This is a genomic window from Verrucomicrobium spinosum DSM 4136 = JCM 18804 (genome assembly GCF_000172155.1).
GTDB classification, from domain to species: Bacteria; Verrucomicrobiota; Verrucomicrobiia; order Verrucomicrobiales; family Verrucomicrobiaceae; genus Verrucomicrobium; species Verrucomicrobium spinosum.
The window spans coordinates 6,442,905-6,456,141 of sequence record NZ_ABIZ01000001.1; the positions used below are offsets into that span (position 1 = coordinate 6,442,905).

The following is a 13,237-nucleotide window of genomic DNA, read 5'->3' on the forward strand; positions in this document are numbered from 1 at the left end:
GAATGGAGCATCAATTCGGTCCCAAGACTGCTGTGGCAGCCATGAAACTGAAGCACTGGGCCGCGGCAAACTTCAAACTTCAAACTTCAAACTTCAAGCATCAGGAAGCCGAAGCCAGCCCCGCTCAGGACGCCATTTGCGACACCTTGCCCACTGACAACTGCACACTGCCCACTGGCCTCTATGACAGCCAACCCACCCACCGGCACCCTTCCCGCGAAACACCCCCGCGGCATCTACACGCTCTTCTTCACGGAGATGTGGGAGCGCATGAGCTACTACGGGATGCGGGCGCTGCTGATCCTGTACATGACCGCCTTGCCGGTGGAGGGCGGCATGGGGCTGCCGGACAAGGTGGCGGCGGCCATCTATGGGCTCTATGTCTGCGGGGTCTATCTAGTGGCGCTGCCGGGTGGCTGGCTGGCGGATCGTCTGCTTTCTCCTCGAAAGGCCGTCCTGTATGGCGGCATCATCATTGCGGCAGGCCACCTCTGTCTGGCTGTTCCCGGAAACCGGACGTTCTTTACCGGTCTGCTGCTGGTCGTGATGGGCACGGCATTGTTGAAGCCGTGCGCCAGCTCCCTGGTGGGCCAGCTCTATCCTGAAGGCGGCGCGAGGCGGGATGCGGGATTCACGCTTTTCTACATGGGGGTGAATGTGGGTGGTTTCCTCGGTCCCCTCATCTGTGGCTGGCTGGGGGAGAAGTTGGACTGGCACTGGGGCTTTGCCGCCGCAGGTGTGGGCATGGTCGCCGGGGTGATCCAGTATGCGCTGACCCAGCATCACATGGGGGATGCGGGAGTGCACCCGGCGCATCCCAGTTCCACCCCCAAACGCCACTGGATGGCGGTGGCGACCGCTATCGCGCTCTTGATGCTCGTGGCAGGGCTGGCGTTGGCAGGGGTGCTGCCAATTGATCCCGTCCGCGTGGCCAAATACACCAGCCTGGTGCTGGGCGGCATGGCCGTGGCCTGGTTTGCCTGGGCTTTTGCCTTTGCCGGACTGACTGGCGACGAGAAGAAGCGACTGGGCGTGCTGGCCATTCTTTTTGTGGCCTCCGCGCTGTTCTGGTCAGGGTTTGAGCAGGCAGGTTCTTCCATGAACCTTTTTGCAGAGCGGTTCACAGACCGGCAGATGTTCGGCACGGAGATCCCCACCGGCTGGTTCCAGTCCATCAACCCCGTCTTTGTCATCCTTTTTGCCCCGGTGTTTTCCTGGCTGTGGCTGGCGCTGGCGCGGCGCGGCTGGTTCCCCTCTGTGGCCACCAAGTTCGCCTCCGGCCTGCTGTTGCTTGGGCTGGGTTTTGTGGTGCTGCAATTCGCGGCGCAGATCGCTCTGGCCCAGGGGAAGGTGCTGCCAGTCTGGCTTCTGGGCACCTACCTCCTGCTCACCTGGGGGGAGCTTGCTCTTAGCCCCGTGGGTCTCAGCTACGTCACCAAGCTCGCCCCGGCGCGGCTCACCACCCAGTGCATGGGCATCTGGTTCCTCGCCACGGCCATGGGCAATCTCCTGGCCGGCCTGCTGGCGGGTGCGGCGACGGATCACGAGTCTTCTGGTGCCATGCCCCGTGTCTTCCTCCAGGTGGCCATCACCTCCGGCATCGGCGCGGTGATCCTGGCCCTGCTCGCCCGACCGTTCCGCAAATGGACCGCAGGGGTCAGCTAGTTTTCGCCTTATCCTTTTCCCCTTCCCCCCCCAAGCATGTCCCGGCACATTGTCATCATCGGCGGCGGCGTCATCGGTCTGAGCACCGCGCTAGCCTGCCTGAAGCGCGGCCACCGGGTCACGGTCGTGGAGGGCGATCCCGCACGGCGAGGTGCTTCGTTGGGAAATGCCGGCATGGTGGTGCCAAGCCACTTTGTGCCCTTGGCCGCCCCTGGCATGGTGGCGATGGGGCTGAAGTGGATGCTGAGCCCGGAGTCGCCGTTTTACATCAAACCACGTCTGAACTGGGACCTGATCACCTGGGGGCTCAAGTTCTGGCGGGCCAGCACCCAGAGGCATGTGGAGCGGAGCGCCCCCCTGCTGCGGGATCTGAGCTTGGCCAGTCGCAAGCTGTATGCGGGCCTGGCGGAACAAGAGGACTTCGGCCTGGTGAAAAAGGGCCTGCTCATGCTCTGCAAGACGCAACACGGTCTGGACGAGGAGGCCGTGACGGCGGAGAAAGCCCGCGCCTTGGGCATCCCAGCCGAGATCCTGGACGCCCGAGCCACGGCCGCGCTGGACCCCGCCGTGACCATGGACATTGCCGGCAGCGTGTATTTTCCGCAAGACTGTCATCTCCAGCCGGACCGGTATGTGAACACGCTGCTGAGACTGATCCGGGCGGCGGGCGGCGAGGTGCTGGATGAAGTGGCCGTGACGGGTTTCAGGAAATCTGGCAGGCGGGTGATCGCGGCCATGACCTCGGCGGGTGAGATTGAGGGAGATGAATTTGTGCTGAGCGGCGGCGCGTGGTCGCCGGAGCTGGCGGCTCAGTTAGGGCTGGGGTTGAAGCTCTCCATGCAGGCCGGACGCGGGTACAGCCTGACCCTGCCAGAGCCCGTGGAACTTCCGCAGATCTGCGCCATCTTCACCGAGGCCCGCGTGGCGGTGACCCCCATGGGCGGCGCGTTGCGAGTCGGCGGCACCATGGAGATCGCGGGCATGAACGAACCGGTCAACCCGCGCCGGATCGAGGGCATCTTGAAGGCGTTGCCGCAGTATTATCCAAAGTTCAAGCGGGAGCATTTCACAGGCGTCACCCCGTGGCATGGCCTGCGCCCCTGTCCGCCGGATGGGCTGCCCTATCTGGGGCGCACGAGCAAGGCGGAGAACGTGATCGTGGCCACCGGGCATGGCATGATGGGGTTGAGTCTCGCCCCGGTGACGGGCGAGGTGGTGGGGAGGCTTGTCGATGGGGAAGATGCGGGGTTTGACCGGTTCGAGTTGTTGTCGGTCGAACGATGAGGTCAGGGGTGGTTGGGAGTGGGAGGGCGGTCAAGGAGTCGAGGATGGCTGGTTGTTCGCGGCTCCGGAGTTCAGTGCGTCAGTGGGCGGTGCGTCAGTGCGCCAGAGGGAGGACGTTTGGGCGGTCTGGGTATGGCGAGCCGAAGTGACACCGGCGTCTCGCCGATGCGTGGTCCGGGCGTCCCGCCCGGTCAGGGATGGGTTAGAGTGGTGGGACGAATGGGCCTCGCAACGCCTGAGAAGAAAGCCCCCAGCAGGGCGTCTCGGGACCTGTCTGGTGATCAAGGGTTCGAGCCGGGGTTGGAGTACCGCTTTTAAGCGGAATCACGCTCCACACGTCCCAAGTCGCGAATGTATCCCGACACTCCCAAGCAAGAGTCAGTTGATTATGCACATTCTGCTCCGGGGAAACATCACGGAACCCTCGCATCCTGATTCCGCTTGAAAGCGGTACTCCAACCCTGCTGCGAATCTGCGGGGTGGTTTGGCAATCGGCCTCAGACAATTGCAACTGGGGAGCGCAAAGCGCTTCCACTGGTTCTATCCCCTAACTTCCCTTCCCCCAGCACCCCCTTCCATTGGGATTCAAGCCAAGAGTAGTCCGGTTGTGCCAACCGGTCCGACGCCGTAGGGGAGGGCTCTCTTCCCACGGCACGACGTCTCAACCGCCCAGCATCTCGCCTGCGATCGCCCACAGCTCACCTGTTCATCTTGTTGTATGCAGGACGGGTGATCATGATCCGGGACATCATATATGCGCATCCCTCGCGGTCACAGAGGTCACCTTGGGTTTGCGATGCATTCCACGATTTAGACATCGCATACAGGGAAGCTAGCGCCTGCCAAGGAACCTCAATGACTGACGCGGAGGTGTTGATGGCGGTGGAGAGAAAGCAGATGCTGTCGGCCTTCCCACCTGATCATCCTCCGCGGAGGCACCCAGAGTTGACTCGTCCCGCCTTGCGGGACTCGTCCAACCACTGGGCTGTGCTAGATATCCCTTTCAGGGAATAGCTTCGGGCTGAGCAGAAGATGGTTCCTTGGCGGCCACCCTAAATGCGCGCCAGTTGGTCTATTCTCCTCACATCGACAACTACGACCGATGTGGTTAGCCTCACGCCAGGAGGCAACGTCAAACGCCCTCTGGCTCCACACACACACACCGATGGCTCACGCCTCAACTACCACCCACTGGTCTTTGATCGCCAACCACCCAACGCCGCTGTAATTGTTGACGTGAGGAGGCTCTAACTGAAGCGTCTGCAAGGTTCGCGTTCTCCCCGCTGCCTCCAAGCATCGACAGACCGTGGCGCTCCACAAGCAGGCCGCGAAGGAAGATTGGAAAATGTCTGAGGCCGATTGCCAATCGGCGGCACGGCAGACAGCCAGTCTGCGCTACGAAGGAGCACGAATCTCTCGCATCCCCGAGGGACGGTGTATCTTCATTCTACCCACCCTAGCCTCCCATGCCTGCCTCCCCTACCCCGCCCAACTTCCTGGCCAATCTGGCGGGATTGGGGGCGCTGGATGAAGCGGTGGCGCTGCCTCTGGAGCGCCTTTTTGATGATCTACCGAACCTCGTCTTCTTCATCAAGGATCCGCAGGGGCGGTACCGGTGCGTGAACCGGACGCTGGTGGAGCGCTGCGGGTTTGATCAAAAGGCGGCGCTGCTGGGTCGGCGGCCGGGTGAGCTCTTCCCCTCAGCGCTGGCATCCAGGTATGAGAAGCAGGATGAACGGGTCATGCAGACGGGCAAGCCGCTGCTGGATCAACTGGAGCTGCACCTGTATCCCAGTGGTCGCCGGGGCTGGTGCCTGACGAACAAATATCCTCTGATCACCCCCAAGACCGGGCAACCCGCGGGCGTGATGGGTGTGTCCCGGGATGTGGAGACGCATGCCAAGGGCGAAGCCGCCCGAGGTTTCCCGGAACTCGCGGCGGTGCTGGATCATGTGCAGGCGCATCTGGCGAATCCGCCCTCCGTGGAGGATCTGGCGGAGTTCAGCGGGCTGACGGCACACCACTTTGGCCAGCTCGTGGAGAGGTTGTTTCACATCACCCCGCGGCAGCTCATCATGAAGATCCGTCTGGATGAAGCCCTGCACCTGCTGGCGCAGACGGATGACAGCCTCACGGACATCGCCGTGGCCACCGGGTTTTGTGATCAGAGCGCGTTCACCCGGCATTTCCGCAGGATGACCGGGTTGCCGCCCGGTGCGTTTAGGGCGAAGCGGGTGGTTGGTGGTTAGGGCTCCGTGCTTGGTGCTTGGGCGCGGCGCGATCGGAGACTGGGGTTATGTTCGCAAGTTCAAACTTCAGTTTGCCTCAGGCGGGCTGTTGCGAGCTTCAGGTTGGCGGGCAGGCGTAAACCGATGCGACCGCACATTGTTCCGGTGACGCCAAATGGAACTTCAGCTTCACCGCCTAAAGGCGGAACTCCAACCACGGTGCGAATGCAGCGGACAGTTTGGAAGTGCAAATGCCCTGTTCGAGGTTTCCTGAAACTTGAGCAGCGGGAGAGGACACCTCACTTTGTTGAAGATCCGCACCAGGGTTGGAGTTCCGCCTTTAGGCGGTCAGGAGATGCTCACCACGTCCTGAGCAAACTAAAGTTTGTACTACGAACAGCATCCAGCTTCCGCAAGGCAATGGACGACCTCAGACAACTCAATTGTCCAACACCTTGACCACTGACGCACTGGCTCACCGGCCTATACACCAAAGGTTCCTGTACCCGCGAATAAACAGCTCCCCGTCTGACACGGCGATGGAGGCGATGACGCGCTCGCCGAGGGAGTTCGTGGAAACCAGTTCAAACTTGAGGGCGGCTTTGAAGATGAAGCAGTCGCCGCCCTGGTTCACGGCGTAGAGGAGATCGCCGCTGCGCACGAGGGAGGACCAGTTTTGGCCGCTGGGGCCGGGGCCTTTGAGGCGCTCGCTCCAGACCATCTCGCCGGTCTTGAGATCCCGGCACTCGGCGATGCCGCCATCACTGAGGATGTAGTGCCGCCCTTCATAGAGGACGCCGCTGCCGATGCGCTGGCTGACTTTGGGCAGATGCCAGAGGCGGTGGGTGGCGGTGACATCCCCGCTGCCGCCGGCCTTCACGGCCAGAGCCATGCCGCCAAAGCCGCCCATGCCAACCACGATGCCATCGGCCTCGGAGTAGAGGGGTGAATTGTACACCAGGGGGTTCAGCCCGGCGCAGGTCCAGAGTTCCTTGCCCGTTATGGGATCGAACGCGCAGGCGCGCCCCGGGTAGGTCATGATGAGCTCGTAGCGACTGCCGACCTTCCGCAGCAGCGGATCGCTCCAGGAGCCGAGCCAGGTTTTGTTCCCCTCCTCGCCCGAAGCGCCGCCGGGTTCCTTGTGCTCCCAGAGGGTCTTGCCCGTCTTCTTGTCCACACAGAGCAGGGCGGTGTTCTCCCCGGGGCCGAAGTTCAAGAACACGCGGTCACCGGCCAGCACGGGTGAGGCGGCATTGCCCCAGATGTGATGTTGTTTCCCGAGATCCGTGCGGTGCCAGAGCTCCTTCCCGGCGAAGTCGTAGGCATAGAGCCCGGCGGAGCCAAAGGAGACCACGACCCGCTCGCCATCGGTGGCGGGTGAGGCGGAGCAGTAGGGGTTGGTGGCGTGGGTGGTCTCGGGCTCGGTGTAGCTCACGCCCTGCTGCCAGAGCACCTTGCCGGTCTTGCGATCCAGGCACAAGAGCTCGCGTCGACCGCCCGCCGCCGCCTGGGTGAGGAAGACCTTGTCCCCCCAGACCACGGGAGTGGAGTTGCCCCGGTCCGGGAGGGGCACCTTCCACTTCACATTGGCGGAGGTGGCGCTCCAGGTGGTGGGCAGGCCGGTCTCCTCCGTGACGCCATCGCCACTAGGCCCCCGCCAGGAGGGCCAGTTGGCACCTTGAACCTGGGCCAGCGGGTGCAGGGAACCCGCCAGCACGAGACTGGCGGCCAGGGAGCCGAGGAAGCGCGGTGTTTTCATGGTTCGAGAGGTCACACAGGGAACAGGTCCTCCACAAAACCACTCCGCGCCCTCCCCCGCTCACTTTTAACTTTTCACTCTCAACTTTTTACTTCTAGCCTTTCACATCATAGCAATGGATCAGCTCCTGATCGCGCAGGTAGAGCTTGCCACCGCTGACGACGGGATGGGTCCAGATCTTGCCCTTGGGGTTGCGCTGGGCGGTCTGGGGTCCGAGCTGGAAGCGGCCTTTCTCGTTCCACCCGTTCGGGGAGGCCTCGATGAGCACCACGTTGCCGGAGTTTTCCTCCAGGAGGTAGAGCATGCCATCGGCGCAATGGATCGCGCCTTTGCCCAGCTTGCCGCGCTCGGCCCACTGGACTTCGCCAGTCTTGAAGTTCTGGCAGGTCCAGCCACCCTTGTCGGAGTGGCCGTAGAGGTAGTCGCCCACCAGGATGACGCCGCCGTGGTGGTTCACCATGTTGGTGTTCTCATACAGGAACTCGGGCTCGCCCGTCCCTTGCAGCTTTACGGACTTGCAACCCACGCCATAACCGGCGGCCACATAGACCTGTCCTGCATCGTAGATCGGCGTGGGAATCACGGCCGTCTTCCCGGGGAAGGCCACCTTCCAGAGCACAGAGCCGTCCTTGGCGCTGATGCCGGCAAAGTTCTGCATGGTGAGCTGCACGTACTGACGCACGCCGTTAAACTCGATAGGCACGAGGGAGGCGTATTGGGCGCCATCCGTCCACTCAGAGGATTGCCAGACCTGCTTGCCGGTCAGCTTGTCCAGGGCGAGCACGGCGCCCTTGGTCCCTCCTGGAGTGACGACCACCTGATTACCATCCACCAGCGGACTTTCGCAATAGCCCCAGCCGGGGACCTTGCCGCCAGCATCAGTCAGGCTGGCCTTCCAGATCACCTTGCCATCCTTGGCACTGACACAGGCGAGGTCGCCCTTGCCACCCAGGGCATAGACGCGATCGCCATCGACGGTGGGGGAGCTACGCGGGCCGTCGCCCCAACCGTTAGTCAAAAGCGGGCCGATGCTGACGGTCCACTTCTCCTTCCCGGTGGCGACATCCACGGCGATGAGGTGTTCCTCGAACTCCTTGGCCCCCAGGGTGTAGAGCGTGCCGCCCACAACGGCAAAGCCGGAGTAGCCCAGACCGGCCCCCTCAAAGGTCCAGACCTTCTTCGGGCCATCGGCGGACCAAGATTTCAGCAGGCCGGTTTCTTTGGAGATGTCCTTTCGGTCGGCACCGCGGAAGGTGGGCCAGTCATTGGCTTGGGAAGAGGGCTGGAAGGAGGCGAGCATGCCCGCAAAGGCACACAGCGTGAAGGCGGTGGAAGAGAAGGTTTTCATGGCAGGCAATGGGGTAAAACGCCGTCGCGTTTTCAAAGCTTGCCAGAAACGACCGCGCTTCTGAAAGATTTTTCACTTTCACAAAAATATATGCGCGATGGCGCATGCTTTTTTAAACTTCAAAATTCAAATGCCAAACTTCAACATGGGCCAGCCGTCACAGGGGCACCAAGCCCGCCCCCTGTGAAGTTTGACGTTTGAATTTTGAAGTTTTGCCCTCCCTCACGCATCTCCAAACAACCGCCGGTTCTTCCAGAAGTAGCTGAAGCCCGACACAATGGTGAGGCCAGCCATCATGATGATGCAGATGAGGCCGAAGACGGCGGGGGAAAACGGGACCCAGGAGAAGGCCGGGGCCAGCCAGCGGAACATCGGCTCAGCCGTAGAGGCGTAGAGCAGGAAGTAACAGACGGTGATGATCTGCCAGACCATCTTGTGCTTGCCCAGCTTCTCCGCCGCGAGGACAACCCCGGCATTGGAAGCAATCTGGCGGATGCCGGTGACGAAAAACTCACGGGCGAGAATGGCGATCACGATCCAGACATCCAGAGCGATCTTGCCATTGGGCAACGGCACCTCCGGCGTGGCCAGCATGATGAGCGCGGCCGTCATAAGGATCTTGTCCGCCAGCGGGTCCATGAGCTTGCCGAAGTTCGTCACCAGATTCCGGCTGCGAGCGAGGTGGCCATCGAGGTAGTCCGTGATCGACGCCAGGGCGAAGACCAACAGGGCGATGGAGATACGGTTGGCCAGGGGCAGATGGAACAGCACCACAAACACCGCCGTGAGGATGAGGCGAAGGACGGTGAGCTGGTTGGGAAGGTTCATGGAGTCGATGATACTGGCAGGCGCGGCGGACGGAAGCCGGAGGGGACGGGGCTTGTTAGCCGCGGTGCCATCCCTGTGTCAAACCACGATTCGGTGAGAGAAGATATTTCCCAAGATTCGCCCGGTGAGGGGCTTGTGGGGGCGTTAAGCCACCCGCAGCGCGACAAATCCGGACTCCCTGCACACGGCGGCGGCGGTCTCGACGGAGAGCACAGTGCCCACCGCAGCAAAGATCTTCATGCCCAACAGGGCAATAACCACATCATACGGAGCCACCTGCAGCACCAGTGCCAGGGTATCCACAGTGGGAGAATCCGGCAGCACGACGGCCTTCTGGGGCCGCATGTGCCCGCCTAGGGATGGCAGGAGCGGGCCAAGCACCTCTTGGGCGGTGTATGCTTCGGTAAGGTCGGAGCACCCGTCTGGCAGGAGGATGACGCGCGGGGTTTCCGCGCCCTGTGGGTACACGTGAAACTCGTCAGCGTCGTCAGCACTCATGGAGCTCTGGGGGCCGTTCCGCCCGCACCTCGGAATTCCTTGTTTTAGCTCAAACCGGGCCGGGAGGGGAGGGCAAAAGACTTCAAACTTCAATGTCGAAGTCCTGTGGTCACGAGCCGGAACGCTGAAGTTTGAGATTTGGAGTTTATTCCGCCTTCACCCACACCGGCTTCTTCCAAATGGGCACGATGGTCTTGATCTCTTTGAGGTACCAGCGGCAGATCTCGAAGGCCTCCGCGCTGTGCTTGGTCCATACGCGGATGAGGATGCTGGGCTCCCGATCGGCCACGAAGCCGAGGCGGTGCTGGATGAAGACGCGGTGGGGCAGCTGCTCGGCCTGGCCACGCTGGCAGAGGCGCTCCAGCTCCTTTTCCGCCATGGGGCGGTACACGCTGTAGTCGATGCCCGAGATCGGACGCCCCTCCTCCTGGCCACGGACGGTGCCCAGAAACTGGACCTCCGCCCCCTCCTCTGCCGCAAAGACGGCCGGGGCGGGCAGGATGGGATCGGCAATCAACTGGTACTCAAACGGTGACGGCAGGGCGGACATGGACAGGTGACCATTCCGACACCCCGGCGAAACATCAAGTTCAAGTGCCCTCGCCCCGCTCCCGTGGGAGTCACGGCAACCGGGGGCAAAGGCCGTCCTCTCCCCGGGCTGGCTCATGGCCCCCATGAATAATTTCCCGTTTGCGATTTGCCTCAGGGAGGTTAACTCCCTCCCCGCCCAATTCCGGGCGTCGGGCGTCTCAACACACCGCCAACCACCTACACCCTACCATGTCAAAAAGCGATTTCGGACTCATCGGCCTTGCCGTGATGGGCCAGAACCTTGTCCTGAATGTGGAAAGCCGCGGCTTCCAGGTTTCTGTTTTCAACCGTACCGGCTCCGTCACCGACGAGTTCATCGCCAAGCATCCGGGCAAGAAACTGGTGGGAGCGAAGACGCTGGAAGAGTTTGTGCAGAGCCTGGCCACGCCCCGGAAGATCCAGATCATGGTGAAATCCACCGCGGTGAAGGACAGCGACCGTGACGCGGTGGACGCGGTGATCGAGCAGCTCATCCCCCTCCTCGACAAGGGCGACATCGTCATCGACGGCGGCAACAGCTTCTACCAGACCACGGAGCGCCGCGACGCCTATCTCGCTGAAAAAGGCCTCCGCTTCATCGGCGCTGGCGTTTCCGGCGGTGAAGAAGGCGCCCGTAAAGGCCCCTCCATCATGCCCGGCGGCCCTGCCAGTACCTGGGAGGTGATGAAGCCCATCTTTGAGAGCATCTCCGCCAAGGTGGACGGTGAGCCCTGCGTCATCCACATCGGCCCCGGCGGCGCTGGCCACTACGTGAAGATGATCCACAACGGCATTGAGTACGGCGACATGCAGCTCATCTGCGAAGCCTACAACATCTTCAAGCACGCTGGCTTCACGACCGCTGAGATTGCTGCGATCTTCAACGAGTGGAACGAAGGCGACCTCCAGAGCTACCTCATCCAGATCACCGGCAAGGCCCTTGAGCAGGTGGACGCCGAGACCGGCAAGTCCGTGGTCGAGCTCATCGTGGACAAGGCCGGCCAGAAAGGCACCGGCCAGTGGACGCTCCTCAACGCCGCGGAAAACGCGGTGGTGATCAGCACCATCAACGCCGCCGTGGAGGCCCGCATCCTCTCCAGCCAGAAGAAGCAGCGCGTGGCAGCCAGCAAGGAGCTGACCGGCCCGACCGCCAACATCACGACCGACAAGGCTGAACTGGTGAAGAAGGTGCACGACGCCCTCTACGCCTCCAAGATCATCTCCTACGCACAGGGTCTGGACCTCATCAAGACCATGGGCGAGAAGAAGAGCTGGGGCCTCGACCTCGGTCGCATCGCCGCCATCTGGCGTGGCGGTTGCATCATCCGTGCGCGTTTCCTCAACCGCATCACGGACGCCTACCGCACCAATGCCAGCCTGGTGAACCTGATGCTCGACCCGTTCTTCAAGGGCGTGCTCAGCGAGACCCAGCAGAACTGGCGCGAAGTGGTGTCCCTCGCCACCCTGAACGGCATCCCCGCTCCGGCCTTCTCCGCCTCCCTGGGCTACTACGACAGCTACCGCGCCGAGCGTCTGCCGGCCAACCTGCTGCAGGCCCAGCGCGACTTCTTCGGTGCTCACACCTATGAGCGCCTGGACAAGCCCGAAGGCGAGTTCTTCCACACCGAGTGGCCTGAGGTGATTGGGTGATTGGGGTGTTGATTGATTGACTGTTAATTGAGAGCGGGAGATGGCATTGGCCGTCTCCCGCTTTTTTGTTTGGGGGGGGAATTGGACGTTAAGGGTTACGAGTTAGATGCTCGGAGTGGGAGTTTGGAAGCTGTTTGTAGTTCAAACTTTAGCTTGATCAGGACGCGCTACCCCAGATCGACTGAGGCAAACTGAAGTTTGAACTACGAACCGCTTCCAACAACTTTGCGATTGGGTTGTTTCCTTGTTTGCCAAGTGTGAAAGGCCACGCCGCAACGAACGCAGGGATATTTGCCACCAATGAATCCACACACACCATTGCATCGAACCCGGAGGGTTCACCATGCATAGCCACGGGTCGACCAAGCGTAGCGAGGGCTACCCGTGGACAGACGTCCAGACCTGCTACCACGGAGTGGTAGGCCCATCGCGTCGCCCACCCCCTCAGTTTCCCCGCAAGTTCACTTCCGTCCGGGCAGTTCAATACTTCGCGCCTTCGTGCCTTTGTGTGAGAATACGCATTCCCCGCTCCGGCGAACCGGGCCGATTGCCAATCGGCGGCACAGCAGATTGACAATCTGCGCTACCAGGCTGCGGTGTGTTTGGTGGCATTTGGTTCTCGTCCAGGAGGGACGCTGGACAGTAGGCGGTGGTGCCAACCACCGGATCACAACGCCCTTCCCTTGGCGTCCCGGTGGGACGCCGGATCGTGGCAACCCCCTTCTCTCCCCTTGCCTCCTCTACCGCAAACGGGGTATTTTCCATCCTGCCATGAAACCTCTCCTCATCGCCTCGTTCCTGTTCGCGCTGGTCCTGGCCGCGCCTGCGGCGGCCCCGCTCTCTCCTGAAGCCAGGGCGGATTTTGCGTGGTTTGAAACCCTGGGATTCCCCGCTACCAAAAATGCTGAATCGGCGGAAATTCGCCGAGCCGATGATGAAGGCGAAATTAACACCCCGTCGAGACTCACATTTGTTCTTCAACAGAAGGAGGAAACTTCACTATTCTGGACGCCTATTTGTGTCCTGTGGGCAAACGAAGAGGAGAAACAGCCACTTCGCCCCGCTTTGACGAGTTGAATTAAATGGCCAAGTCTCATGCCGAACGACTCTCCTGCCGACCGCCTCGTGAGGTTTGGAAGACCCGCGGTCCCCATGCTCATTGAGGCGCTCGCAGACGAACGACCGACCCGATCTGTCAACTTCAGCCGAAGCTCCTGGTTTTCCCATCGCATGCTCACTGTGGGCGACTGTGTCGCCATTATTCTGTCAAAGATTGCTGGCCAGAACTTTCGATTTCATCATCCGGATCATGTTGAGGAACTGCCGCCCGGTGAATATGATCGCGTCCGTCAGGCGGTCCAGAGTTGGTGGGAGAAGTCCAAGTGACATGTCAATGCGCGGATCCGA

11 protein-coding genes are annotated in these 13,237 nt (G+C 61.7%); 6 read left to right on the top strand and 5 right to left on the bottom strand.

The features are described from left to right. Positions 1–183: 183 nt before the first annotated feature. The 3 genes from VSP_RS26315 (at position 184) to VSP_RS26325 (ending at position 5,198) form a co-directional block, all read left to right on the top strand. Entirely contained in the window at positions 184–1,665 is a 1,482-nt protein-coding gene (locus VSP_RS26315; RefSeq protein ID WP_009964461.1) for a peptide MFS transporter, read from the top strand. A 36-nt stretch (positions 1,666–1,701) separates the two neighbouring features. Then, positions 1,702–2,949: an NAD(P)/FAD-dependent oxidoreductase gene (locus VSP_RS26320; RefSeq protein WP_009964462.1), complete on the top strand. Its 1,248-nt coding sequence runs from the start codon at positions 1,702–1,704 to the stop codon at positions 2,947–2,949. A 1,466-nt stretch (positions 2,950–4,415) separates the two neighbouring features. Continuing rightward, the gene (locus VSP_RS26325) at positions 4,416–5,198 is read left to right on the top strand and encodes an AraC family transcriptional regulator (protein ID WP_009964463.1); all 783 of its coding nucleotides are present in this window, start codon (positions 4,416–4,418) and stop codon (positions 5,196–5,198) included. 454 nt (positions 5,199–5,652) lie between these two features. Here the strand turns inward: VSP_RS26325 and VSP_RS26330 are convergent, their stop codons facing one another. The 5 genes from VSP_RS26330 to VSP_RS37515 all read right to left on the bottom strand — a co-directional run bounded on the left by VSP_RS26330 (position 5,653) and on the right by VSP_RS37515 (position 10,160). Beyond that, the gene (locus tag VSP_RS26330) at positions 5,653–6,936 is read right to left on the bottom strand and encodes a PQQ-binding-like beta-propeller repeat protein (RefSeq protein WP_009964464.1); all 1,284 of its coding nucleotides are present in this window, start codon (positions 6,934–6,936) and stop codon (positions 5,653–5,655) included. A gap of 94 nt (positions 6,937–7,030) precedes the next feature. After that, positions 7,031–8,284: a PQQ-binding-like beta-propeller repeat protein gene (locus VSP_RS26335; protein WP_009964465.1), complete on the bottom strand. Its 1,254-nt coding sequence runs from the start codon at positions 8,282–8,284 to the stop codon at positions 7,031–7,033. A 222-nt stretch (positions 8,285–8,506) separates the two neighbouring features. Then, positions 8,507–9,112, bottom strand: a complete 606-nt coding sequence (gene pgsA, locus VSP_RS26340; RefSeq protein WP_009964466.1) for a CDP-diacylglycerol--glycerol-3-phosphate 3-phosphatidyltransferase — start codon at positions 9,110–9,112, stop codon at positions 8,507–8,509. Positions 9,113–9,256: 144 nt separating this feature from the next. After that, positions 9,257–9,610, bottom strand: a complete 354-nt coding sequence (locus VSP_RS26345; protein ID WP_009964467.1) for a hypothetical protein — start codon at positions 9,608–9,610, stop codon at positions 9,257–9,259. Between the two features lie 145 nt (positions 9,611–9,755). Next, positions 9,756–10,160 (bottom strand): molybdenum cofactor biosynthesis protein MoaE, encoded by a 405-nt coding sequence (locus tag VSP_RS37515; RefSeq protein WP_009964468.1) that lies wholly within the window; start codon positions 10,158–10,160, stop codon positions 9,756–9,758. Positions 10,161–10,390: 230 nt separating this feature from the next. On the opposite strand from VSP_RS37515, the gene gnd reads away from it, so the two are divergent. The 3 genes from gnd (at position 10,391) to VSP_RS26365 (ending at position 13,216) form a co-directional block, all read left to right on the top strand. Further along, positions 10,391–11,830, top strand: a complete 1,440-nt coding sequence (gene gnd / locus VSP_RS26355; protein ID WP_009964470.1) for a decarboxylating NADP(+)-dependent phosphogluconate dehydrogenase — start codon at positions 10,391–10,393, stop codon at positions 11,828–11,830. A gap of 771 nt (positions 11,831–12,601) precedes the next feature. Continuing rightward, positions 12,602–12,907: a hypothetical protein gene (locus tag VSP_RS26360; protein WP_009964472.1), complete on the top strand. Its 306-nt coding sequence runs from the start codon at positions 12,602–12,604 to the stop codon at positions 12,905–12,907. Between the two features lie 18 nt (positions 12,908–12,925). Next, positions 12,926–13,216 carry a hypothetical protein gene (locus VSP_RS26365; RefSeq protein ID WP_075088443.1) on the top strand — a complete coding sequence of 97 codons (291 nt, stop codon included), beginning with the start codon at positions 12,926–12,928 and terminating at the stop codon, positions 13,214–13,216. Positions 13,217–13,237 lie beyond the last annotated feature (21 nt).